Raw genomic sequence first — 22,180 nt, forward strand, 5'->3', positions numbered from 1 at the left:
AAGTCGTGCTACCCGCTTCGTGTCAGGGGATCGATGTATTAGCAGGAAAAAATGCGCTTAGGGGTTGCAGAAGGCGCGGGCGTTCGCGGTCCATTTGCCAAAGCCGGTGGCCACCATGTTGGCGATCACCCTGCAGACATAGACCTTCTGCGCCGGATCGTTGTCGGGACCGGCATGATAGCGGGCGACGGCCATCGACCACGTCTCGTGGCGGGCATGGAGGCTGGCCAGGAAGCGCGCCGCGTAGTCGACGTTCTGGCGTGGGTCGAGCATGTCCTCGACGCTGCGGAAATGCGAGGCATGGTAGTGATGGTTGATCTGCATGCAGCCGAGATCGATCAGCGTCTTACCCTCGCGCTGGGCGTTGGCGAAGGCGGCAAGGGCTTCGGTCCGGCTTCTCGGGAAGACTGCTTTCCCCTCTATATTCAATGCGTTGGGCTGAAGACTGCCTTTGTTGCCGGTTTCCGTCAACCCGACGGCATAGAGGATACCGGCGGGCACGCCATAGCGGTCGGCGGCACGCAGGATCTCGGGTTCGCAAGGATTGGTGGCGGCGCCAGCGCTGCTCGCGAGGCTAGATAAAGATATCGCCGCCAGCGCGCTCGCGAGAAGGCGAAGCGGCGCGGCCGTGTGCTTGCGCTTCATGATGGTTACCCCTTGCGGATTGCTGACCCGACTGCTGGCCGCCGGCTCCGCTATTGCCGCCGCCGGAATTTCCAGGCTGGAAGGATGATGGATCGCGGCCCGGTGCAGCGCTGACGGAGGCGGTTGTATCCGTCCGGGTTGTAGAGGGAACTGCAACCGAAGGTTGCAGGATGGTGACCTTATCAACCTCGAAGCCCAGTCCGCGCAGCGACTTGCCGATCGCCTCGCTGTCGCTGGAAAGCCGGCGATAGGCATCGTGTGTTTCGGGCTTCAATTCAATCGACAGTTGTTCTCCAGAGAGCCGAAGATGGGCAGTGACCATGCCCAGTTCGGCCGGGTGAAGTTCGATCTTCAATACATGTGTCGGAACGGCAACAGAGCCCGTCAGCTGACCGGTCGCGGAAGCCGTGGAAAGCGCCTGGTTCGGGCCGCCATCGGCTGAAATGGCGCCGATGACGTTGAGGGCTGCCTGGCTCATCGGCGCCTGCGGCGGCGCAGGAAAGCTGCGTTCGGAAACCACGTCGATGCGTGCCGCCGCCGACTGTTGTCTTCCCGGCTCGGACCGCAATGAGGACTGAAGGTCGGCGATGGATTTCAGCTGCGGCGGCGCGTGTTCCGTCTTCACGCCCGGCACCTCCGCGGGCGCCTCGGGCAGGGGGCCGGCCGCGATGGTATTGTCGTGTTTCGGCGCGACGGGGGTGTCGCGGACGAACTGACCGTCGAGTTTGGTCAACGGTCCGTCGACGAGCGATACCCGCTCAGGCTTGGATATGGGTTCGAGACCGTCAGCGGCGGATTTCTGCCGATAGGCCTTCGGCGGAAGCTGTCCAACGACAGCCGCGCCCTGTCCTGCTTCGCTCGGGTCGGCCGATTTGGCCGATGTCGAGAAATGGCGCAGGTCATGAAACGCCATCAGCAGCGACAGATGCTCGTCGAGCGCCGTCGCGCCCGGTTCGGCGACCGGCGCGTCGGCATCGGCATCCTTGTCCGCCCTGGCGTCCTTGCCGTCCTTCATGGATTTCGCGGCAGACGATCCGCTTGGCGTGGTCCTTGTCTTGCCCGTGGGCATCGGCTCGTCCTTGCCTTCCTTTGCAGCAAGGTCCGCAGCAAGTCTGCTCCAACGCGGATCGCGAGAGCCTGCCTCGGCCGGTGGCTGCTTTTCCGAATGAGTAGGGTTCGCACCGCCGTGCACCATCTCGCCGAAGCTGGCGTCGTCCTTCTTTCCAGACGCGGCCGGCTGCTCGGCCGTGCGCGCGGCGGTAAATCCTGGCAGGGCCGGGCCGAGGCTGGGGGTCATTTCGGGGCGGCTCCAAGCATCTGGTCGATCAGGTCTAGCTGTCGACGGGTTTTCGTCATGGCGGCGTCGGTCGGGTCTGTGGTGTCGGCGCTGGCCGAGGTCGCCGGTGCAGATGCCGGCAGGACGGTTGCCGCGTCGGTTGCGGGCGTGGGTGCGCTCGGCGCAGCCGCTGCCGCTTCCAGGGATGGCGCGACGGCCGGCTGTTCGGAGACGGCGCCCTCGACAGGCGGCAATCCGGCGGCATCGGTGGGCGACGCGGCCGCAATCTCGGGTTCGGGCGATGGCGCGACCGGGGCGGGCGCCGGATCTGCGGCCGGAGGGGAGGCAGGCGGCGCCACCACTTCGCCGGCGATGGTCTGGGCCGCGTCGAGCAAGGCGCGGTCGCCATCCGACAATTTGCTGCGGTCGATCTTGCCCAGTTTGGCGCGCACATCCTCGATGGTATCGGAGGTCACCGTGGACAGGCTGGAATAGAGCAGGGCGCGCGGATCGCCCTGGTTGGTGTTGCCGTCGCGACCCTGTTCGGCCCGTGTCGAGGCGAAGGCCGACAAGTCGGTCATGCCGTCAATCGCGGCGCGGCGAGCGATGCGCAGATAGATCACCTTCTCGCGCTCGGGATCCATCATAGAGGTGATGTCGGCGAGCTTGTCCTGGCTGATCGACATATGCAGTGCGATGACGCCGGAGACGAAGGAGTCGGCGAACTGGCTTGCATAGGGCGAATAGAGATAGCGCTCGACATATTGGGTGGAGGCAAGCGCGAACCGTGCCGCGTCGCCTTGCGTCACGGCAATGCCGACCGAGCGCCGCAAAGCCGCCTCCTCGACCAGAGTGCCGGGGCTGAGCAGCCTGGCATCATCGAGCAGCGTGAGCGCAAGCGCCGGCTGGTCCGTGGCAAGCAGCGACCCTTTGACCAAGGCGAGGAACGCGCCGAGATCGCCTGGCAGGGCCATCGGGTCGATCGGCCTCAGGGCTTCGATCGCCTCGCCGGGCCGGCCGTTCAGATAGTCGATCACACCCTTGGCTATGGCAAGGTTCCGCGGATCGGAGGCGGCGCGCGATACGGCCGCCTCGACGGTCACCGGATTGCCGCCGCTCATGCCGTAGACCAGGAGCGCGCGAAAATTCCTGGGATCCTTGAAATCGTCGGCATCCGCCGCGCGCAAGCGTGCATCGGTCATCTCGAGCAGCTTGGCCTGCATCGGCATCGCGGCGTGGTCGCCGGCCGCGATGCGGTCCTGGACAAGCTGCAACGAGCGTACCAACTGATAAGGCTGCAGCGTATCCTGGGCGAAGCCCGCCGACGGATACGCCGCGGCCAGCAGCAGCAACAGGCCCGTCAGGCGGCTGGTCAGCGCCGCCCGCTTCATCCGCCGGTCGCCATCAGGATTTCGATCCGGCGGTTGGTCGCCGACATTGGGTCTGCCGGATCCTTGGGCTGGCGATCCGCGAAGCCTGCAACCTCGGTGATGCGGCGTTCATCGACACCGCCACGCACGAGCATGTAGTAGGCGGAGTGCGCGCGCGCCGTCGACAGCCGCCAATTGTCGTAGCTGGCGCTGCGGAAAGGGCGCGCATCGGTGTGGCCGTTGATTCTGATGGTGCCTTTCTGGCCGTTGACGATGCGGCCGATCTTTTCCATCGCCAACACCAGTTCACGGCTCGGCACCGCCGACCCGACCTCGAACATGCCGAAGTCGAGCTGATCGGTGATAGAGATGACGACACCCTTGTCGGTGGCTTCGACCGAGACACCGTCATGCAGCTTGTCACCGGGCTTGAAGGCATCGGCGAGCTGCTGCTTGACGTTGGCTGCCGCCTTCACAGCGGCGGCGGTCGGAGCCTTGTCCGCCGCCTCGGGTTTTGTGGCCTCCTGCTTCGCGACGGCCATGCCCGTCTTGGCCGTATCCGCGGCCTTGTCGTCTCCAGCGTCGGCGTTGCCGGCCTTGGCATCGCCAGTCTTGGCATCGCCGGTCTTGACCATTGTCGCGGCGGCGTCCTTGCCATCCCCAGCCAGGGGCTCGAGCGGTGCGTCCTTCGCGGGCGGTGCCGGCGACACCGCCTTGACCTTGGCGACCTGAGTCTCGGCGGCCTTGTCGCCGGACTTGAGCGGGTCGCCCTCGATCCTGGGACGCTGGGCACTCGCCTCTGCGCCGGGCGCGGCGACCTGCTGTGACCAGAAGTCAGGCTCGAAGGGATCGCGATAGGACGCGCCGCCCGAGGCGCCCGTCGCCGGGCCGGAATTCTGCGCGCCGCCATCGCCTTTCTGGCTGACATTTTGCATGACGCCGGTGTCAGTGGCAATCTCGGAGAGCACCGCATAAGGGTCGGCGAACAGATGATCGTCTGACTGTTGGGACTGCTCTGGCTCTTGCTTGTCCTGCTTGCGATCAGATGAACCCGCCTCACCATTGCCGCCCTGATCGGCCTTGTCTTTCGCCTGTTGCGGGTTTTGCGCCGTCGTGCCGATCGCGTGCGGCCCGTCGCCAAGGTCCTCCAGACCTTTGCGGCTCGAATTGCGGTCGACCAGCTTGACGGGGTTGAAGTAGCTGGCGACGGCCGCCTTGGTCTGTTCGTTGGCGGCATTGATCAGCCACATGACCAGGAAGAAGCACATCATGGCGGTCATGAAGTCGGCGAAGGCGATCTTCCAGACGCCGCCATGGTGACCTTCGTCGTGGTCGTCATGCCCGCGCCGCACGATGATGATCTCGTGCCTACCATGATCGGCATCGGCGACGCTCATGACAACACCTCGGAAAGTGCTGCCGACCATTCGGCCATGCGCGTCTCGAACACGGCTTCGTCGATGGTGACCGTCAGGTCGAAGCCGGGCGCCTCGATGAAGTCGAGATTTTCGGCGCGCGGCCCAAGCGATGCCTTCAGCGTTTCGAACAGCGGGAGCGGCCCGCGGACGGCGATGCGTACGGCTTCGCCATCGCCAACGGCGTCGCGGACCGCGCCGGCGAGCGCTTCAAGCGAGCGCGTCCGCAGATCGTCGCTGACAACGCCGCCGATGATGCGGGCGACCGAGGCGCCGACGAGATCCGTCACGCGCGCCTCCATGGCGTCGAGCCGCGACGAGACCGCCTTGCCGACATCGCCACCGAAGCTGTCGAGAAAGGCCTTCGCTTCCTCGACATTTGCCTGGCGTTCCGCTTCCAGCGCTGCCTCATGGGCCGCGGCAAGCCGTTCGCCGAGCGTTGCCTCCGCCTGGGCAACCGCTTCGGCGATCAGCGTACCGATATCGGCCGGCGGTCCAGCCGCGTCGGGCTTTTGCTCGGCGGCGGCCTGGGGCTGGCGGGCACGTTGCGCGCGGGTGCCGAAATCCGGGAGAAGATCGAAGAGGGCTGCTGAGGGCATGGTCTAGGCCGCGACTTCCTGGGCCGCCCATTTGCGCAGGATCTGCGCGGTGCGTTCCTCGTTGATGTCGACCATGCGGGCAAGCCGCTCCTGCGGGGCCGGCCTGATCTTCTGGCGCAGATCGTCGAGCGGGGTGGCGCCGGCACGCGTGCCGGGCAGGGCGCCGATGGGGGCACCCGCATCGGCGGAAGCGGCTGCCTCCGGCGTCGGCAGAGAGCGTTGGACTTCATCGAAATTGGGGCCTGCTATGGCGGGCGTCGCCTTTGCCGTCAACGCGGCCGCCATCGGCCGCAAGCCGAAGAAGGCGACCAGGAATACCACGACGATGAAGGCGCCGGCATTGATCAGCGTGCCGGCATGCTGGCCGATGGAATCGAGCATTCCCGCCTGGGGCACCGCCTCGCCGTCCAGGCCGTCGATGAACTCGACGGCCGAGACGTCGATGACGTCGCCGCGCTTGTCGTCGAAGCCGGTGGCGGAGCTCACCATCTTCTGGATTTCGGCGACGCGCTTGGCGATCTGTTCCGGCGTCGCGTCCTTGCCCAGGATCGCCTTCAGCCGGTCCTGGTTGACGACGACGGCGATCGACATCTTGGAGACGGTATAGCCGTTGGAGACGGTGGCTATCTTCTTGGAGTTGATCTCGTAGTTGGTGATCTCTTCCTTGCGGTCGTTCGCCGACGAGGTTTGCGGGCCCTCGGTCGCGGTAGCCTGGGTCTCCGGCAGATTCTGCTCGACACTGGCGGGGGTCGAAGCCTGTTTCTGGTTGCTGTTCTCATTGGCGCGCACCGACTGCACGGAGCGTTCGACGCGGGAATTCGGATCGAAGATGGTCTCCTCCGTTTGACGGGTGTCCGTGTTGACATCGGCCTTGACGCTGGCACGGAAATTGTCGGGACCGAGATAGGGCGTCAGCGCGCGGCGGATGTTGTCGCCGATCTGCGCTTCGACGGTCTGCTCGACGCCGAGCGTGCGGGCGGCACTGGTGTTGGAGGGATCATCGCCCGCGGCCAAGAGGTTGCCGTTGGAATCGAGCACCGTCACCTTGTCGGCCGACAGGCCGGGGACGGCGGCGGCGACGAGGTGGCGGATCGACATGGCGCTTTTCTCCGCGTCGATGCCGGCGTAACGGATGACGACCGAGGCGGAAGGCTGTTGTTCGTCACGGCGGAAATTGGCGCGCTCGGACATGACGATGTGGACGCGTGCCGCCTTGATGCCTGCTATGGACTGGATGGTGCGGGCGATCTCGCCTTCGAGCGCACGCACGCGGGTGATCTGCTGCATGAAGGAGGTGAGGCCCATCGCACCGACATTGTCGAACAGCTCGTAGCCGGCATTGGCGCTGGTCGGCAGGCCCTTCTCGGCAAGCAGCATGCGTGCCTGCGCCGTGGTCCCGGCCGGCACCAGCACGGAGGTTCCGTCGGCGCCGACGTCGAAGCCGATGCCGGCCTCGCCCAGCACCAGGCCGATCTGGTTCACGTCGGAGCGGTCGAGTCCGACATAGAGCGTGTCGTAGGCCGGTCGGTTGAGGTAGACCGAGGCAATGCCGATGACACCCATCACCAGGACGGCGATGCCCGCCAGCATGGCCAGGCGCCTGACGCCAAAGCCGCGGAGATTCGAGATGATGCTCTGGATCTGTTCCGGCACGATTGAGCGACTCCCAGCATGACTGTCCGCCGGAACACTAGCCCTCGAAGCTTGTGCGAAAATGAAATCGGGCCGCGCTTGCGGCGCGGCCCGTGAATTGGAAGTAGAAGTAACCCGTCAGCTAAGGCTGGACTAGCCGTTCTTGAACAGCGACAGGATCGACTGCGAGGAGCTGTTGGCGATCGACAGCGCCTGGATGCCGAGCTGCTGCTGCACCTGCAGCGCCTGGAGACGGGTCGATTCCTTGTTCATGTCTGCATCGACGAGTTGGCCGACGCCGCGGTCGATGGAGTCCATCAGGCTCTGCGTGAAGGTCTTCTGCAGGTCGATGCTGCTTTTGGCCGAACCGAGGATGGTGGCCTGGTCGGTCAACTGGGCCATGACCTTGTCGATCTTGCCGATCATCTGGGTGATGATGTCGTCGGTCACGCCCGCCGCGGTGATGTCGAGATTGTAGGCGGAGACATTGTCGATCTTCGTGGCAGCCGGGCTTACCGCGGCCTGGCCCGCGGTGTTGGCGGCAATGTCCGTGGCGCCGCCAGCGAGCGCGGTCGCATAAGCGGTGTCATATTGGCTCTGTGCCGCCGCTGTCGAGTAGACAGAGGTTTGGCGATCGAGCGTGCCCTGGTTCTTGACGTCGGTGGCGAGGCCGGAATCGAACAGCTTGGTGCTCTCGACATTGATGTCGATCGTTCCAAGCGAAATGGCGCCCGAGGATGAGCGGTTGAAGGACGAGACGATCTTGGCGTCGGCCTGGACGCCATCATTCGGCGCGGCGACCTGCTTGGACGTCACCGAAAGGTAATTCGAACCCGAAAAGGTGGCGGCATCGGCAAAGGACTTCATCTGCGCCTGGAGCGCCGTGATCTCGGTCTGCGTCTTTGCCTTGGCGGCGTCCGTCTGGCCGACGGTGGAAAGCAGCTTGGTCTTGATCTGGCCGATCGACGTCAGAACATTGTTCATGCCGGTATAGGCGGTGTCGACTTTCGAGGCGCCGAGGCCGAGGGCGTCCTGCACGGTCGAGAGCGCCTGGTTGTCGGAGCGCATCGTCGTGGCGATCGACCAGTAGGCGGCGTTGTCGGAGGCCTGAGAGACGCGGTAACCCGTCGAGATGCGGGCCTGTGTCTGCTCGAGCGACTTGTTGGTGGCGTTGAGGCTTTGAAGTGCGGTCAACGCCGCAGCGTTCGTCATGATGCTCGCCAAGAAACTCGCTCCTTTTTCCAGACCGGTCTTCTCAAAAACCGGCGTTGCCCTCGCGAGCCGCTCGACCCGCCCGTGGATTGCCGCCGCCCCGATCGGGCCGATTCGGCAATCCGTTGTAAGTCATTGGTTAACCATGACTAGCGCGTTATGGTTAACGGCCTGTTAAAAGCTGACTTTGGAGGGTTAAGGAACGAGGGTTGCGCGGGGCTGGAGCAAACGCAAAACGGGCCGCGCTTTTGGCGCGGCCCGTCGGTCTAATGTAGCCGGTTGAGTGTGATCAGCCGCGGAAGAGCGACAGGATCGACTGCGAGGAGCCGTTGGCGATCGACAGCGCCTGGACGCCGAGCTGCTGCTGAACCTGCAGCGCCTGGAGGCGGGTCGATTCCTTGTTCATGTCGGCATCGACGAGCTGGCCGACGCCGCGATCGATGGAGTCCATCAGGCTCGAGGTGAAGGTCTTCTGCAGGTCGATGGAGCTCTTGGCGGCGCCGAGCTTGGTGGCGGCGGTCGTCATGTCCTTGAGCGCGGCGTCGACAACCGTCATCATCTGCGAGATCTGGCTGTCGCTGGCGGCCGTGGTGCCCGAGAAGATGGCCAAGCTGGCGACCGAATAGGTGTCGGTGCCCGCTGCGGCAGCGCCTAGGGTCGGGGCCGAGGCCGATGTAACCGCTGCGCCAGTGGCGCCGAGGCGGTCTGTGTCCAGAATGCCCTTGGCGGTCGGTGCGGCGCCGGCGTCATAGAGCTTGATGCTTTCGACATTGACGTCGATCGTCGAAATCGAAACAGCGCCGGCGGCGCTACGGTTGAAAGCCGAAACGACTTTGACGTCGGCTGCCGTGCCCGAAGCCGTCGACACCGAAAGCATGTTGGTGCCCGAGAAGGTCGCGCCATCGGCGTAGGCCTTCAACTGATCCTGAAGCGCCTTGATTTCGACCTGGGTCTTTTCCTTGGAGGCGTCGGTCTGGCCGTAGGATGCGGTCAGCTTCTGCTGGATCGAGTTGATGGTGGTGATCGCGCTGCTCATGCCGGTGTAGGCGGTGTCGACCTTCGAGGCGCCGAGGCCGAGCGAGTCCGAAACGGTGGACATGGCCTGGTTGTCGGAGCGCATCGTGGTCGCGATCGACCAGTAGGCGGCGTTGTCCGAAGCCTGGGAGACGCGATAGCCCGTCGAAATGCGGGACTGGGTGGTGGCGAGGCTGTTCTGCGTGGCATTAAGGCTCTGCAGCGCCGTCAACGCGGCGGTGTTGGTCATGATACTGGCCATGGCTACTCGTACCTTGTTTTTACAGGTGTTTTTTGCATACCGGTTTGTCCGGTATGACGGAGCGGCATCATGCCAATGACCGTTGCGTTTGGGTCACCCGCCATCTGCGAGCGACTATGGCGGCGAGTCCCTACCAAAGGACTAAATCGGACGGTTAATCGAAAATAATTCGGAGAAAATTCGATAACGCTCGCGCCACTCGGTTTCTCGGAGCGAACGGTGTCTGATGCCGAGCGTGGGAGATCAGGTGAAAGAGCGCACCAGGCTCCCGACGAGCAGGTTCCAGCCGTCGATCAGGACGAAGAACAGGATTTTGAACGGCAGCGACACGACCGTGGGCGGCAGCATCATCATGCCCATCGCCATGGTGATGGTGGCCACGATCAGGTCGATGACCAGGAATGGCAGCACGATCAGGAAGCCGATCTCGAAACCGCGCCGGATTTCGGAGATCATGAAGGCAGGCACCAGGATGCGCAGGTCGACCGTCTCCTTGGCAACAACCTGGCCGCGCTCGCGGGCGAGGTCGGCGAAAAGATCGAAGTCCTTGTCGCGCACATTGTGCAGCATGAAGGTCCGGAACGGATCGGAAATCTTCTCGAAGGCCTCGGTCTGGCTGATCTGGTTGTCCATCAGCGGCTTGACGCCGGTGTTCCACGCCTGATCGAAGGTCGGTGCCATGACATAGAAGGTCATGAACAGCGACAGCGAAATGAGGATGAGGTTCGCCGGCGTCGACTGCAGGCCGATGCCGGCGCGCAGGATCGAGAAAGCGATGACGAAACGGGTGAAGCTGGTCACCATGATCAGCAGGCCCGGCGCCACCGACAGGACGGTAAGCAGGCCGAACATCTGAATGATGTAGCCGACGGTGGTGCCATCGGCTTTGCCGATGCCGCCAAGGTCCAGTTGCTGGGCCGCCGCGACGGAGGTGGCGGCACCGATCAGTACCGCGGCAAGAAGGAATTTTCTCATTCGAGCAGCAATGTCCTGATAAGAATCTGTTTAACGTGCCCCTGACTGCGGATGGAGGCGCGTTCGTCGAGGTCGGCCTTCAGATGCTGGTAGCCGCTGGCACCTTCGATCTGGTGCATCTTCAGGGTACGCACGAAAGCCAGAAGATCCTGTTGAATGTCCTCTGCCATGGTCGGCGGCTGCGGCGCGTCATAGACCACGGATACTTCCATCCTGATCCATGTATCCGCGGGCGAGGCGATATTGGTGGTGATCGGCGCCAGTGCGACCAGTGTCGGGCCCGTGCCCGGCTGTTGTGCGGCGGGCTGGGCGACCTTGCCCTCATTTTCAGGCGCAACCGACACCGATGGTGGTGCATCGACGCCTTTGAGATAGCCGCCTGACATCCAGCCCATGCCGATGGCGGCGGCCGTCACCACGAGCAGCATGGCGCCCTGGATGGCAAGGGAAGGACCCTTGCGAGGCTGAACCTGTTCGACGTTGGCCACGGTGTTTTGCTCTCCAATCCCCACAAGGCCAAGAACTAGAACGGAAGAACCTGGTCGAGGACCTGCTGGCCATAGGCCGGTTGCTGGATCTCGGTGATGCGGCCGCGTCCGCCGTAGGAAATGCGCGCTTCGGCGATGCGTTCGTAGGGGATCGTGTTCTCGGCGCCGATATCGGCTGGGCGCACGATGCCGGCGATGGTCAGCACCCGGAGCTCGGCATTGACGCGCACTTCCTGCGACCCGGTGATCATCAGATTGCCGTTGGGCAAGACATCGGTGACGATGGCTGCCACATTGAGCTCAAGCGTTTCCGACCGCTTGATCTCACCATCGGCGGTCGTGTCCGTCTGGGAGTTGAGCGCTCCAGAGCCCTTGCCGGCGGTGCTGAGCTTGTCCCATTGCGCGCTGATGTCATAGCCAAGCTGCCGACTGGCGGTGCGGCTTCTGTCATTCTGGTTCTTGAAGTTGGCGCGGTCGTTGATGCTGATTTTGACGGTCAGGATGTCGCCTTGCGACAGCGCCCGCGGGTCGGTGAACAGTCGGCTCTGGCGGTCGTTCCACAGCGAGAACTTCTTTACCGGCTGCCGCGGCGTTTCCGGGTATTTATACAGCGAGCCGGTGTTGCCGACATCTATGCCGGAGCCGACCGGGGACAATGCCGGTTCCTTGCCGACGTCCTTGAGGTTGGTTCCGCAGCCGGACAGTGCTGCGACCGCGCACAGGATGAGCATTCTGCGGATCATGACGGATCTACCCTTCGGGCTGCGCTGGCCATGATGCCGGTAAGCGTCGCCGCCGCCTTCTGGTCCATTTCGTTGAGGATGACGCCGGCCTTGCGTGAATCGAGCTTCATCAGGATGGCCGCGGCGAGGTCGGCGTTGACGATCGCCAGGCGTTCGGCCGCCGCATCGGGCTTCATGCCGGCATAGATCTTGACGACGCCGTCCTCGGCCCGGGCCAGGAACACCTCGCGCCGCTTCAGCCAAGTCTCGTATTCGGCCTTCTTTGCGTCCAGCGCCTTCATGCGCTCGTCGATGCCGGCCTGGAGCTGCTTCAACTCCTCGGCCTGCAGGGCATAGCGGCGATCGCGGGCGGCGTCGGCGATATTGGAGCAGAAGCGCTCGATCTCACTCTGGTCCGGCGTTTTCTCGCGCGTTAATTGCTGCGGCGCCACGGCGGGCTGTGCTCCGGGCAGAACCTGGCGAACCGCGTCTTCGCCGTGAGCGCGGCCGCCGAAGACGGACACCGCCGCGAGAGCCGCGGCCGCGAACAGGATGGCGCGAGCCCGGCGTCTTTCGTTGGGTGAGAGGGAAAGCATCATCGGCATCGCCTATTGGAGAACCAGATCGGCTTGCAGGGCGCCGGCCGACTTGATGCCTTGCAGGATGGCAATGATCCCGTCCGGCTTGACGCCGAGACGGTTGAGGCCGGAAACGAGGGTTTGCAGGTCGGGCCCGTCGAGCACGGCGACGCGGGCGTCGGGCCGGCTGGCATCGATGGCGGTGAACGGCTCGACGGCGGTTTCGCCCTTGGAGAAGGGTTCGGGCTGCACGACGCGCGGGGCTTCCGTGATGCGCACCGTCAACGTGCCGTGGCTGATGGCGACACGCGAGATCTTGACGTCGTTGCCGATGACGATGGTGCCGGTGCGCTCGTCGATGACGACGCGGGCCGGCGTGTCGGACTCGACCACCAGATTCTCGATCTCGGCATAGAAGCGGGCAGCCGAAACGCTCTTCGGCCGCCTGATCTGCACTGTGCGGGAATCGCGCTCGGCCGCCACGCGCATGCCGAAGCGCTGGGCGGTGTAGTCGTTGATCGCGTCGGCGATGCGGATGGCGGTCGAAAAATCGGGATTGCGCAATTGCAGCGTCAGCGTCGACTGGTCGTCGAACTCGGCCTTCACCTGCCGCTCGACTATGGCCCCGTTCGGCACGCGGCCGGCGGTCGGCACGCCTTGCGTCAATTGCTGGGCCTGACCCTGGGCGGTGAAACCGGAAACGATGACCGCGCCTTGGCCGACAGCGTATATCTCGCCGTCCGCCGCCTTCAGCGGCGTCATGATCAGCGTGCCGCCGGCAAGCGAGGTGGCGTCGCCCATCGACGAAACGTCAATGTCGATGCGGGCGCCCGATTGCACATAGGGCGGCATGTTGGCGGTGACGATGACGGCGGCGACATTCTTGGCGCGTGCGCTGCCGCCTTCGGTGGCGATGCCGAGATTTTCGAGCATGGCGCGGATCGACTGTTCGGTGAACGGCGAATTGCGCAGGCTGTCGCCGGATCCGGCCAGCCCGATGACAAGTCCGTAGCCGACGAGCTGGTTGTCGCGCGAGCTCTGCAGTTGCGCGATGTCCTTGATGCGCGAGGCGACCTGGCCTGGCGGCAGCGAACTCGGCCCGGGCGAAACGCGGAACATGCGCGTGGTGGTGGCCGGATCATATTCCGGATCGTCGTAGACACCCCCATTCCTGGCCGCGAGCTCGCGCTTGGCCTTGGGCGTCAGGCCATCGGCCAGCGCCGGCTGCAGGCCAAGTGCCGCCGCGAGCAGAAGGGCAAATGGGCGCATCATGAAGCGCCGACCTGGATGGTGCCGTCGGCCATCACCGTGCCGGAGAGGATCTTGCCGCTGTCGCTGTTGCGAACCTTGATGAAGTCGCCGGCCGAGCCCGGCTGCAAGGTCACGGCGGTGGCCGTTATCGTCAGCCCGCCGGCGACGAAGAAGACCTGCACGGCGGCACCCTGTTCGACCAGCCAGGCCTCGCGGATGGCGGCGGAAGGAATATAGCGGCCCGGCAACAGCGTGCGCTTGGCGATCTTGCCCTGGAGTTCCTCGGAACGAGTCGCCACGGCATCCGGCTTGTGCTTGCCGGGGAGGAGGGTCACCTGCTTCAGGGCGCCGAGTTCGATCGTCTCGCCGGGATAGATGACGCGGTTGGGGATCAGCACGACCTCGCCGGCAGGCTGGTTGCTGGCGATCTGCGTGGCCGACTGACCCGTCGATTGGCCTGCCGATTCCTGGGCGAAAGCCGGCATGCCGCCGGCCACCAGCGCAAGGGTCAGCGCGGCGCGGCGGAATGCGGAGCAGGAGATCGGCATGGCCATCATCCGTTACCTGATGTTCTTGGAGACGACGGAGGCCATGTCGTCGGCGGCCTGGATCACCTTGGAGTTCATCTCATAGGCGCGCTGCGCCGAGATCAGCTCGGTGATTTCCTTGACCGGGTCGACATTGGAAGCCTCGAGATAGCCTTGCTGGATGGTGGCGAAGCCGGGATCGCCGGGCACGCCGACATTGGCCGGGCCGGAAGCCGTCGTTTCCTGGAACAGATTGTCGCCAAGCGGCGCGAGGCCGGCCTCGTTGGCGAAGTTGGCGATCTGAAGTTGGCCGAGCGTCTGCAGGTTGGTCTGGCCGTCGATGCGGGCGAAGACCTGACCGGTCTTGTTGACGATGACCTCGACCGCATTAGTCGGCACGGTGATGGCCGGAATGACACTGGCGCCGTCCACGGTCACCAACTGGCCGGTGGCGTTGGTGTTGAAGGCACCGGCGCGGCTGTAGAGCGTGCCGCCGTCGGCGCCTTCGATCTGGAACCAGCCCCTGCCGGTCAACGCCATGTCGAAACTGTTGCCGGTGCTGGTCAGCTCGCCCTGGGTGTGCACGTTGCGCACGGCGGTCGTCTTGACGCCGAGGCCGATCGAAACGCCTTCCGGCACCAGCGAGGCGTTGGAACGGTTCGGCACACCTTGCGTGCGATCGACCTGGTAGAGCAGGTCGGAGAATTCGGCGCGCGCGCGCTTGTAGCCGGTGGTGTTGATGTTGGCGATGTTGTTGGCGATGACTTCCAGATTGGTCTGCTGGGCATTCATGCCGGTGGCTGCGATGGCGAGTGCTTTCATGGCCTGCTCCTCAGATGCCCATGCGACTGACTTCGAGATAGGCCGAGACGACCTTGTCGCGGATGGCGACGGCGGTCTGCAGCGCCTGCTGGGCGCTCATCACGGCATCGACCACCTGGCGGGTGTCGGCGTCGCCCTTGAGCGCCTGCATCGATACCTGCTCGGCATTCTGCATGGTGCTGACGGTCTTGGAGGCCGCCTGGCTCACCGCTTCGGCGAAGGAGGTGCCGAGGTTGCCCGATGCCGCCGACGCAACACCGCCCTGCAGCAGGTCGGTGGCTGTATCGCCCAGCCCAGGCTTCAGGTTAAGCGCGCCGATGCCGTTGACGATCATTGGTTCCTCATCAGGTCGATGGTCATTGAAATGAGGTCGCGCGCCTGCTTCACGACTTGCAGGTTGGCCTCGTAGGAGCGGTTGGCCTCGGTCATGTCGGCCATTTCGATCAGCACGTTGACATTGGGCATCTTGACGTAGCCCTTGTCGTCGGCGGCCTCGTTGCCGGGCTGGAATTCGATGGGAAAGTCGCTCGGGTCGCGGTCGATCGAGTTCACCTCAACCGTTGAGCTGCCGGAGGCCCGGTCGAGTTCGGAAACGAAGCTGATGGTCTTGCGGCGATACGGGTCGGCGCCCGGCGTGGTGCCTGTCGACTGGGCGTTGGCGAGGTTTTCCGAAACCACGCGCAGGCGCTCGGACTGAGCGCCGAGGCCTGATGCTGCGACTTTGAGGGCTGCGGTCAGTGCGTCCATGGTCAGCTCTTCACCGCCATCATCATCATTGAGTGGAATGCCTTGACGATGGCCGTGTTGAGCTCGAAGGAACGGCGTACTTCGCCGGCCTTGAGAAGCTGGTCTTCAAGCACGACCGTGTTCTTGGACGGCATGATCACGCCGTCGTCTTCCTGCGGCTTGATGGTGAAGCCGGCATTGGTGGCAGCACTGCCGAGATGGCCGGGCTCGGTGATCTGGAGCGACACCGCGGTGCGGTCGAGCACCTTCTCGAACGGCTCGACATCGTTTGCCGTGTAGCCCGGCGTGTTGGCATTGGCGATGTTGCCGGCGACCGCCGACTGACGCACGGACAGCCACTGCGCTTGCTTGGCGGCGAGATCGAAAAGGGAAACGGGCTCCATGGGAATCTCCGGGCATGTGCCCAAAGACTAGGCCGCCAGTCTTGCGCGGACCTTGCGGACGGTCGCTAGAGTATGACAGCGAAAAATATGAGGCGGTTTTCGGACGGCATCTTGCTCCGTCTTTTTGGACTTGGATCCGGCTCGGGGCAAAGCCGAAACAGCCTTACCTGGAAAGCTCGATCACCTGGTTGGCGCTGGTGAGCATGACCCATTTGCCATTGCGCTGTTCGATCGCCGATACCTTGCTGGAATCCGGTAGCGTCGAACCCCGCTGGACCATCCACAGGCCGGTGTCGTCCTCGATCATGGCGCGGCCGTTGGCGACATGGACCATGCGGAACTTCGCGATGTCGGCGGGGAAGGGCTGATCGCCGGGCGGCTCCGTTCTGGAATCGTCCTGCACCGTGCCGGTGGCAAGCAGGTCGACGTTGGTGTTGGGAACGTCCTTGGCTGTCAGTGGCGCGCTGCGCGCGGCAACCACGCCGCCGCCCGCACGTCCCGAATTGGTGCCTGTGCCGCCGAACTTGATCGCCTGCACGCCGAACTGGTCCTGATTGAAGAAAATGTACCAGGGAAACAGGGCGCAGGTCAGGCCGAGCGTGATGCCGAGCGCGGCGATGACGACGTCGGCGCGACGGTCCGCCTTCTTCTTGCCCAGTCTGGGGAATTGCGGCTTTGGCGGCTGCGGCCATTCGGTGGCGGCGAACAGGCCATCGATCAGCGATTCGCGGCTTGCCTGCGTCATCTCGGGAGCATCGACGCCGGGAACCACATGCGTTGAGGAAAGGGCGGTCCGACCAAGAACAGGTTCGGATCTGGGGAGAGCCGGTTTGACGGCCCTGGCCAGAACAGCCGCGGTCCTGGCAGCCATGGCGCCCACGGCGTTTGCCTTGGCGACCCTGGCCTCCTCCGCTCGAGCCTGCTCCGCGGCGTTCGCCTCGGCGATCATCTCGTTCAGGAGGCGCTCGGTGTACTGGCGTTCAGTCTCCTGGTTCGGCATTCTGCTTTCCCTTGAGGTGGCGGGCAAGGTCGGAGAACGGATCGGCGGACGGGCGGTCCCTCGGCGATTGCGCCAGCGCCTCATAGATCAGGGGCACTTGGCGCACGGCCATGTCGAGTTCGGCGTCGACGCCGCCCTGATAGGCGCCGAGCAGGCGGATGTCGCGCGTGTCCTCGAAACGGGAGATCATCGACTTCAGCCGCGTCACAAGGGCTCGCTGCTCGACGCTCCAGGCCTTGCCTGCAAGTCGCGATATGGACGACAGTGGATTGACGGGCGGATAGCGGCCCTGTTCGGCAATCGCGCGGTCGAGCACGACATGGCCGTCGAGGATGCCGCGCACAGAATCTGCGACCGGATCGTTGTGATCGTCGCCGTCGACCAGCACGGAGATGATGGCGGTGATCGAGCCTTTACCTTCGGCTCCAGGCCCGGCACGCTCGAGCAGCTTGGGCAATTCGGTGAAGACCGAGGCGGGGTAGCCGCGGGCGACCGGCGGCTCGCCGGTTCCCGTCGCCACCTCGCGCAGCGCATGAGCGAAGCGGGTGATCGAATCCAGCACCAGCAGGACACGGTGGCCCTGGTCGCGGAAGTGTTCGGCCACGCGCATGGCGGTGTCGGGCGCGCGCCGGCGCATCATGGCGCTCTCGTCGCTGGTGGCGACGACGGCGACGGTCTTGGCCATGCTGTCGCCGATCGTGTCTTCGAGGAATTCGCGGACCTCGCGGCCGCGTTCACCGATCAGCGCCACGACGACGGTGTCGAACGCGTCGGCGCCGGCGAGCATGGCAAGCAGCGTCGACTTGCCGACGCCGGAGCCGGCGAAGACACCCATGCGCTGGCCGAAGCAGAGCGGCGTGAAGATATCGATGACCTTGACGCCGGTCATGAAGGCGGTGCCGACACGCTGCCGCGCCATGGCGCCGGGTGTCGCGGCCGCCGCCGACATGTCGTCGCCCCTTACCAAAGGCGGACCCCCATCGATCGTCCGGGTGAGCGCATCGATGGCGCGACCGCGCCACGAGGCATGCGGCGCCACCGCGAGTGGACCCCTGCGGAACACGGCATCGCCGATGCCGGTGTCGGCGCTGCGTTCGAAGGGGGCGATCACAACCTCGTCACGGCTGATTTTGACGATCTCGCCGCGGCGCGCGCCGGCCTGGCCGCGCTGCTCGACAATGTCACCCAGCCTGGTGAAATCGGAAAGGCCGTGCACCTTGTAGTGCGTGGGCGTGACTTCCGTGACGAGGCCTCCGCGCTTGACCAGCCCGTCGCCGTCGCCGAAGCGCCTGACAATCCGCTCCAAAGCGGCAAGCCTGTCCTGCGGCGCCGGCTGGAGCTGTCTTTCGGGTGCGCGGATGGATGGCTGCTCTGACGACATGCTATGACTTCGAGCCGAGCGTCTTTATCGCCTCGTCGGTGGAGGAATCGGTCTGCCGCATCAGCGCGGCGGTGTTCTCGAAGGCGCGCTGGACCATGATCAGCCGGGTCATTTCCAGCACCGGATTGACGTTGGATTCCTCGACGAAACCCTGCGCGACGCCGATGTCGGAGCGGTCGGTGACCGGTTCGGGCGTGCGTGCGGGCACAATGCCGGAATTGCCGTAGCGCACGAAATTCTCGCCCGGGTCGAAATTGTAGAGGCCGATCGAGCCGACGAGCTGTTCGTTCTGGCGCAGCGAGCCGTCGGCGCCGGCCTTGGGCGGACCGTTGCGGGGATCGAGCTGGATCGGCGCGCCGCCGGCGTCGAGCACCGGATGGCCCTCGACCGACATCAGCTCGCCATTCTCGTTCATCGAGAAACGACCGTCGCGGGTCATGACGGTGCCGGCCGGCGTGTCGATGGCGAACCAAGCGTTGCCCTGGATGGCGAAATCGAATGGATTGCCGGTCTCCGTCATGGAGCCGTGAGCTCCCGACAGAAAGGTCTTGCCGGAGGAGGCGAACGAAACCGACTTCTGCCCGGTACCCGACACCACGTCCGCGAACTTCACCCCCGTGGCGCGAAAGCCGACGGTGTTGGCGTTGGCGACATTGTCGGCGATCGTGTCGAGTCGGCGCTCGAGGGCCATTTGCGCGGAGAGGGCGACGTAGAGACTGTCTCGCATGATCAGAACTTCAGTTTCTGCATGGCCATCATCAGGTCGGTGGAGATGCCCGATGCGACCGGTTGGGCGAAAAGCACGCTGATCGATGTCACGGCCGGCGAGGTCGGGTTGTTGATCTCGTACATGCTGGTGAAGCGGGTCAGGAACTTGTTCAGTTTCACGGGATCCGTGAAATCCGAGATGTCGAGCTTCTGCCCGAACAGTTGCGCCTGCTTGTCGATGTCGGCGGTGGCGAAGGAATCGGGCAGCCCCAGCGCGGTGCGCACGACGCTGGCCAGCGCGGTGTCGGCCAGCACGTCGTACCAACTTGTGATGTCGGGTGCCTTGCGCTGGAAATAGAGCGCCAGCCGCACGCCCTCATTGGTCTGGCCGGCATCCTCTTCCAGTGTCTGGCGCATGTATTTGTCGACGGTCGGCTGCTGCGCTGGATTGATGGTGGTGGCATTCTCGCCGTATTGTTCGAAGTTGAGGGCCGTAGCCAGTCCCGCGTAGGCCGGATCCGTCTGCTTGTTGGCGACGCTGTCGGGATCGCGCACGCCGCCTTGCAGGACCTGCTTGATAAGGTCCTTGTCCTCCGTCGCCGAATCGAGGCCGTACGCGGCCAGCGCGTAAGTGTAAAGGCGGCTGTTCGACATAAGGTCGTCGACCGACTTCACCTTGGTGATGTTGGCGAGATAATACGTCGTCTCGCCCTTCACATAGTCCGAATTCGGATCGAGACCGGCGATTTGCGCCTGTATGGCGTAGTTCTTCGTCACCAGTTGCTGGGCCTTGTTGTAGATCGTCGCATCGGCGCCGTTGGCAGCGAAGTTGAAGGCGCTGACGAAGGCGGCGTAGCGCTTGTCGGTCAGCTTGTTGGCGAAACTGTTGGAATCGGAAACGCCTTCCTTGAGCGCCTTGACCATGAACGCCTTGGCGTAGTCCATATCCTCGAGACCGTAGGCCTTCATGGCATATTTGAACAGCCGATCATTGTTGACGAAATCGTCGATCGATTTCACCTTGGTGATGTTGGCGAGATAATATTGGGTATCGCGATCGACCGTCGGCTGTTGCTCGATGCGGTCGATCGACTTGTTGATGTCTTTGGTGATCAACTGGTAGCTGGTATAGGTACTGAGCAAGGACACGCCTCCGGCCGAAGCTATGCCAGCACAATAAGCTCACTTCCTTGCGCGAAACTGAATCGCCAATTTTCGGTCCCATGGCGGCTCGGATTCAAGCCTCACACAAGGCACGGGGACTATCCCTTGTCCGACGTGAAATGCGGAAGGACCGGTCGTGGGCATTCTGATTGGACTTGTGGTGACGCTCGGCTGCGTCCTTGGCGGCTTCATGGCCATGGGCGGGCATCTGCACGTGCTGGTCCAGCCATGGGAAGCCGTGGTCATCTGCGGCGCGGCGCTCGGCACCTTCCTTGTCGCCAATCCGATGAAGACGGTCAAGGATACCGGCAAGGGCATTCTCGAAGCTTTCAAGCAGGCTGTGCCGAAGGAGCAGGACTATCTGGAAACGCTCGGCGTGCTGCACAGCCTGATGCGCGAGCTGCGCTCCAAGTCGCGCAGCGAGGTCGAGGCGCATATCGACAATCCGGAGGAGTCGGCGATCTTCCAGGCCTTTCCGACCGTGCTCAAGAACCACGATTTGATGAATTTCATCTGCGACTACTGCCGCATCATTATCATCGGCAATGCCCGCTCGCACGAGATCGAGGCGCTGATGGACGAGGAAATCCAGACCATCAAGTCCGACAAGATGAAAGCCTATCACGCGCTGGTCGCGGTCGGCGACGGCCTGCCGGCGCTCGGCATCGTCGCCGCCGTGCTCGGCGTGGTCAAGGCGATGGGTGCGCTTGACCAGTCGCCGGAAATCCTCGGCGGCCTGATCGGCGCGGCGTTGGTCGGCACCTTCCTCGGCATCTTCCTGTCCTACGCGGTGGTCGGGCCTGTCGCCACCAAGATCAAGACGGTGCGCGAGAAGAAGAACCGCCTCTACATCATCGTCAAGCAGACGCTACTCGCCTACATGAACGGTGCGCTGCCGCAGGTGGCGATCGAGTTCGGCCGCAAAACCATCTCCTCCTATGAACGGCCGACTATCGACGCCGTCGAGCAGAGCACGATGAACACCGGCGGCGCCGAGAAGAAGGCCGCCTGAGCGATGCGCGACAGACCGGTGCCAAAACTGTCATGACCAGTCCGGGCAGCCCCTCGCAAGCGCGTTCGTTGATCATCGAGCGTCTGGTCGGCGACAGCGGCGAGGCCGACCAGGTCATCGACGCCGGCCGCGCCATGGCCGAACGGGCCGTACCGCTGCTGCAGAAGGCGCTCTCGAGCGAGCTGGGCGCTCCCGTGAGCGTTGATCTCAGGGCCGTGGAGGTCAGCCGTGTTCCCGAGGCGCGTTCGCGCGCTGGCGATACCTTCGCCATGACCGTTGTCGGCTCGCCGGCATCCTCGGACGCGATGACCCTCGTCATCGACGCTCCCGCGATCGCGATCATCGTCTCGACGCTGTTCGGCGGCGACCCGGACATGCCGGTGTCGCCGATCGAGCGCGACCTGTCGTCGATCGAGGCCGATGTCTCGACCATGGTGTTCCAGGAGGTGGCGCAGGCGTTGAACGGATCGGGACGGCGCTCGCTCGAATTGCGGCTGCCGGCGCCGCGGGCCATGTCGGGCATCGAGGCCAGGCGGCACGTGTTGCGCGACGGTGCCGCGATCCGCATCGTCCTCGGCATCTCGACGCCGGTCGACAGCGGCTCGATCACGGTGACGATGCCGCAGCGTATCGTGCTGGCCGGCCGCGACGGTACGGCCAGCGTCAGCGCGGATGATCACGGCACCAGCTGGCGGGCACGCTTTTCGGAAGAGGTGATGCGCTCGACCGTGGCGCTCGAAGCCACCATGCCACTGGCACGGCTGACGCTCGGAGACCTCGCCGATCTCGAAGTGGGCCAGGTCATCGACTTCGACGAGACGGCGCAATCACGGGCTCGCCTCAGTGCGCGCGGCCAGACGCTGTTCGTATGCGAGTTCGGCAAACTGGGGCAGAATTACACCGTCCGAATCAAGCATCCTTTCGATGCCGGGCAGGATTTCATCGATGGGCTCATGCCGGCTGGTGCCGGGCGCGCCTGAGCTTTTGGAGACGACGC

At 64.3% G+C, this 22,180-nt stretch carries 24 protein-coding genes; 2 read left to right on the plus strand and 22 right to left on the minus strand.

Translation table 11 applies throughout. The features are described from left to right. Positions 1-57: 57 nt before the first annotated feature. From LB543_RS19985 to LB543_RS20090, 22 genes are all read right to left on the minus strand, one after another. Complete coding sequence (locus LB543_RS19985; RefSeq protein ID WP_224592642.1) at positions 58-645, minus strand: transglycosylase SLT domain-containing protein; 588 nt, start codon at positions 643-645, stop codon at positions 58-60. Further along, on the minus strand, positions 575-1,942 hold the full coding sequence (locus tag LB543_RS19990) for a flagellar hook-length control protein FliK (protein WP_224615295.1): 1,368 nt from the start codon (positions 1,940-1,942) through the stop codon (positions 575-577). The genes LB543_RS19985 and LB543_RS19990 overlap by 71 nt, the downstream gene beginning before the upstream one ends. Further along, entirely contained in the window at positions 1,939-3,312 is a 1,374-nt protein-coding gene (locus tag LB543_RS19995; RefSeq protein WP_224615296.1) for a chemotaxis protein MotC, read from the minus strand. The genes LB543_RS19990 and LB543_RS19995 overlap by 4 nt, the downstream gene beginning before the upstream one ends. Further along, positions 3,309-4,688 (minus strand): MotB family protein, encoded by a 1,380-nt coding sequence (locus LB543_RS20000; RefSeq protein WP_224615297.1) that lies wholly within the window; start codon positions 4,686-4,688, stop codon positions 3,309-3,311. Before LB543_RS20000 ends, LB543_RS19995 begins: the two co-directional genes overlap by 4 nt. After that, positions 4,685-5,305: a hypothetical protein gene (locus LB543_RS20005; protein ID WP_224615298.1), complete on the minus strand. Its 621-nt coding sequence runs from the start codon at positions 5,303-5,305 to the stop codon at positions 4,685-4,687. Before LB543_RS20005 ends, LB543_RS20000 begins: the two co-directional genes overlap by 4 nt. A 3-nt stretch (positions 5,306-5,308) precedes the next feature. Next, on the minus strand, positions 5,309-6,958 hold the full coding sequence (gene fliF, locus LB543_RS20010) for a flagellar basal-body MS-ring/collar protein FliF (protein ID WP_224615299.1): 1,650 nt from the start codon (positions 6,956-6,958) through the stop codon (positions 5,309-5,311). 132 nt (positions 6,959-7,090) lie between these two features. Further along, positions 7,091-8,161 carry a flagellin gene (locus LB543_RS20015; RefSeq protein ID WP_140810522.1) on the minus strand — a complete coding sequence of 357 codons (1,071 nt, stop codon included), beginning with the start codon at positions 8,159-8,161 and terminating at the stop codon, positions 7,091-7,093. Between the two features lie 277 nt (positions 8,162-8,438). Further along, positions 8,439-9,425: a flagellin gene (locus LB543_RS20020; RefSeq protein ID WP_140755928.1), complete on the minus strand. Its 987-nt coding sequence runs from the start codon at positions 9,423-9,425 to the stop codon at positions 8,439-8,441. A 243-nt stretch (positions 9,426-9,668) separates the two neighbouring features. After that, a complete protein-coding gene (gene fliP / locus LB543_RS20025) occupies positions 9,669-10,400 on the minus strand; it encodes a flagellar type III secretion system pore protein FliP (RefSeq protein WP_027144757.1) in 732 nt (243 codons plus the stop codon). Further along, complete coding sequence (locus LB543_RS20030; protein WP_224615300.1) at positions 10,397-10,888, minus strand: flagellar basal body-associated FliL family protein; 492 nt, start codon at positions 10,886-10,888, stop codon at positions 10,397-10,399. Before LB543_RS20030 ends, fliP begins: the two co-directional genes overlap by 4 nt. 35 nt (positions 10,889-10,923) lie before the next feature. Beyond that, on the minus strand, positions 10,924-11,631 hold the full coding sequence (gene flgH, locus LB543_RS20035) for a flagellar basal body L-ring protein FlgH (protein WP_140755922.1): 708 nt from the start codon (positions 11,629-11,631) through the stop codon (positions 10,924-10,926). Further along, positions 11,628-12,215 (minus strand): MotE family protein, encoded by a 588-nt coding sequence (locus tag LB543_RS20040; protein WP_224615301.1) that lies wholly within the window; start codon positions 12,213-12,215, stop codon positions 11,628-11,630. The genes flgH and LB543_RS20040 overlap by 4 nt, the downstream gene beginning before the upstream one ends. Positions 12,216-12,218: 3 nt before the next feature. Then, positions 12,219-13,460, minus strand: a complete 1,242-nt coding sequence (locus LB543_RS20045; protein ID WP_224592662.1) for a flagellar basal body P-ring protein FlgI — start codon at positions 13,458-13,460, stop codon at positions 12,219-12,221. Further along, positions 13,457-13,993, minus strand: coding sequence for a flagellar basal body P-ring formation chaperone FlgA (gene flgA / locus LB543_RS20050; RefSeq protein WP_224615302.1), 537 nt, complete (start codon positions 13,991-13,993; stop codon positions 13,457-13,459). Before flgA ends, LB543_RS20045 begins: the two co-directional genes overlap by 4 nt. A 6-nt stretch (positions 13,994-13,999) precedes the next feature. After that, on the minus strand, positions 14,000-14,788 hold the full coding sequence (flgG, locus tag LB543_RS20055; RefSeq protein WP_023770445.1) for a flagellar basal-body rod protein FlgG: 789 nt from the start codon (positions 14,786-14,788) through the stop codon (positions 14,000-14,002). Positions 14,789-14,798: 10 nt separating this feature from the next. Beyond that, entirely contained in the window at positions 14,799-15,122 is a 324-nt protein-coding gene (locus tag LB543_RS20060) for a flagellar hook-basal body complex protein FliE (RefSeq protein WP_181182895.1), read from the minus strand. Beyond that, a complete protein-coding gene (flgC, locus tag LB543_RS20065; protein WP_140755914.1) occupies positions 15,119-15,535 on the minus strand; it encodes a flagellar basal body rod protein FlgC in 417 nt (138 codons plus the stop codon). Before flgC ends, LB543_RS20060 begins: the two co-directional genes overlap by 4 nt. A gap of 2 nt (positions 15,536-15,537) precedes the next feature. Continuing rightward, entirely contained in the window at positions 15,538-15,918 is a 381-nt protein-coding gene (flgB, locus tag LB543_RS20070) for a flagellar basal body rod protein FlgB (protein ID WP_027144748.1), read from the minus strand. A gap of 163 nt (positions 15,919-16,081) precedes the next feature. Further along, positions 16,082-16,918 carry a hypothetical protein gene (locus LB543_RS20075; protein WP_140810512.1) on the minus strand — a complete coding sequence of 279 codons (837 nt, stop codon included), beginning with the start codon at positions 16,916-16,918 and terminating at the stop codon, positions 16,082-16,084. After that, positions 16,899-18,299 (minus strand): flagellar protein export ATPase FliI, encoded by a 1,401-nt coding sequence (gene fliI, locus LB543_RS20080; RefSeq protein WP_224615303.1) that lies wholly within the window; start codon positions 18,297-18,299, stop codon positions 16,899-16,901. Before fliI ends, LB543_RS20075 begins: the two co-directional genes overlap by 20 nt. A 1-nt stretch (position 18,300) precedes the next feature. Then, the gene (flgF, locus tag LB543_RS20085; protein ID WP_140755908.1) at positions 18,301-19,026 is read right to left on the minus strand and encodes a flagellar basal-body rod protein FlgF; all 726 of its coding nucleotides are present in this window, start codon (positions 19,024-19,026) and stop codon (positions 18,301-18,303) included. A 2-nt stretch (positions 19,027-19,028) separates the two neighbouring features. Beyond that, positions 19,029-20,150 (minus strand): DUF1217 domain-containing protein, encoded by a 1,122-nt coding sequence (locus LB543_RS20090; RefSeq protein ID WP_224615304.1) that lies wholly within the window; start codon positions 20,148-20,150, stop codon positions 19,029-19,031. Positions 20,151-20,307: 157 nt separating this feature from the next. Here LB543_RS20090 and motA point away from each other — a divergent pair, with 157 nt between their 5' ends. Together motA and LB543_RS20100 are read left to right on the plus strand one after the other, a co-directional pair. Next, positions 20,308-21,183, plus strand: a complete 876-nt coding sequence (motA, locus tag LB543_RS20095) for a flagellar motor stator protein MotA (protein WP_140810508.1) — start codon at positions 20,308-20,310, stop codon at positions 21,181-21,183. A 32-nt stretch (positions 21,184-21,215) separates the two neighbouring features. Further along, a complete protein-coding gene (locus LB543_RS20100; protein WP_224615305.1) occupies positions 21,216-22,163 on the plus strand; it encodes a FliM/FliN family flagellar motor switch protein in 948 nt (315 codons plus the stop codon). Positions 22,164-22,180 lie beyond the last annotated feature (17 nt).

The organism is Mesorhizobium sp. ESP7-2 (assembly GCF_020164715.1).
GTDB lineage: Bacteria > Pseudomonadota > Alphaproteobacteria > Rhizobiales > Rhizobiaceae > Mesorhizobium.

Coding starts and splice junctions, on each gene's coding strand:
- LB543_RS19985 (WP_224592642.1), bottom strand. CDS start 645: ATGAAGCGCAAGCACACGGCCGCGCCGCTTCGCCTTCTCGCGAGCGCG.
- LB543_RS19990 (WP_224615295.1), bottom strand. CDS start 1,942: ATGACCCCCAGCCTCGGCCCGGCCCTGCCAGGATTTACCGCCGCGCGC.
- LB543_RS19995 (WP_224615296.1), bottom strand. CDS start 3,312: ATGAAGCGGGCGGCGCTGACCAGCCGCCTGACGGGCCTGTTGCTGCTG.
- LB543_RS20000 (WP_224615297.1), bottom strand. CDS start 4,688: ATGAGCGTCGCCGATGCCGATCATGGTAGGCACGAGATCATCATCGTG.
- LB543_RS20005 (WP_224615298.1), bottom strand. CDS start 5,305: ATGCCCTCAGCAGCCCTCTTCGATCTTCTCCCGGATTTCGGCACCCGC.
- LB543_RS20020 (WP_140755928.1), bottom strand. CDS start 9,425: ATGGCCAGTATCATGACCAACACCGCCGCGTTGACGGCGCTGCAGAGC.
- fliP (WP_027144757.1), bottom strand. CDS start 10,400: ATGAGAAAATTCCTTCTTGCCGCGGTACTGATCGGTGCCGCCACCTCC.
- flgH (WP_140755922.1), bottom strand. CDS start 11,631: ATGATCCGCAGAATGCTCATCCTGTGCGCGGTCGCAGCACTGTCCGGC.
- LB543_RS20040 (WP_224615301.1), bottom strand. CDS start 12,215: ATGCCGATGATGCTTTCCCTCTCACCCAACGAAAGACGCCGGGCTCGC.
- LB543_RS20045 (WP_224592662.1), bottom strand. CDS start 13,460: ATGATGCGCCCATTTGCCCTTCTGCTCGCGGCGGCACTTGGCCTGCAG.
- flgA (WP_224615302.1), bottom strand. CDS start 13,993: ATGGCCATGCCGATCTCCTGCTCCGCATTCCGCCGCGCCGCGCTGACC.
- flgG (WP_023770445.1), bottom strand. CDS start 14,788: ATGAAAGCACTCGCCATCGCAGCCACCGGCATGAATGCCCAGCAGACC.
- LB543_RS20060 (WP_181182895.1), bottom strand. CDS start 15,122: ATGATCGTCAACGGCATCGGCGCGCTTAACCTGAAGCCTGGGCTGGGC.
- flgC (WP_140755914.1), bottom strand. CDS start 15,535: ATGGACGCACTGACCGCAGCCCTCAAAGTCGCAGCATCAGGCCTCGGC.
- flgB (WP_027144748.1), bottom strand. CDS start 15,918: ATGGAGCCCGTTTCCCTTTTCGATCTCGCCGCCAAGCAAGCGCAGTGG.
- LB543_RS20075 (WP_140810512.1), bottom strand. CDS start 16,918: ATGCCGAACCAGGAGACTGAACGCCAGTACACCGAGCGCCTCCTGAAC.
- fliI (WP_224615303.1), bottom strand. CDS start 18,299: ATGTCGTCAGAGCAGCCATCCATCCGCGCACCCGAAAGACAGCTCCAG.
- flgF (WP_140755908.1), bottom strand. CDS start 19,026: ATGCGAGACAGTCTCTACGTCGCCCTCTCCGCGCAAATGGCCCTCGAG.
- LB543_RS20100 (WP_224615305.1), top strand. CDS start 21,216: ATGACCAGTCCGGGCAGCCCCTCGCAAGCGCGTTCGTTGATCATCGAG.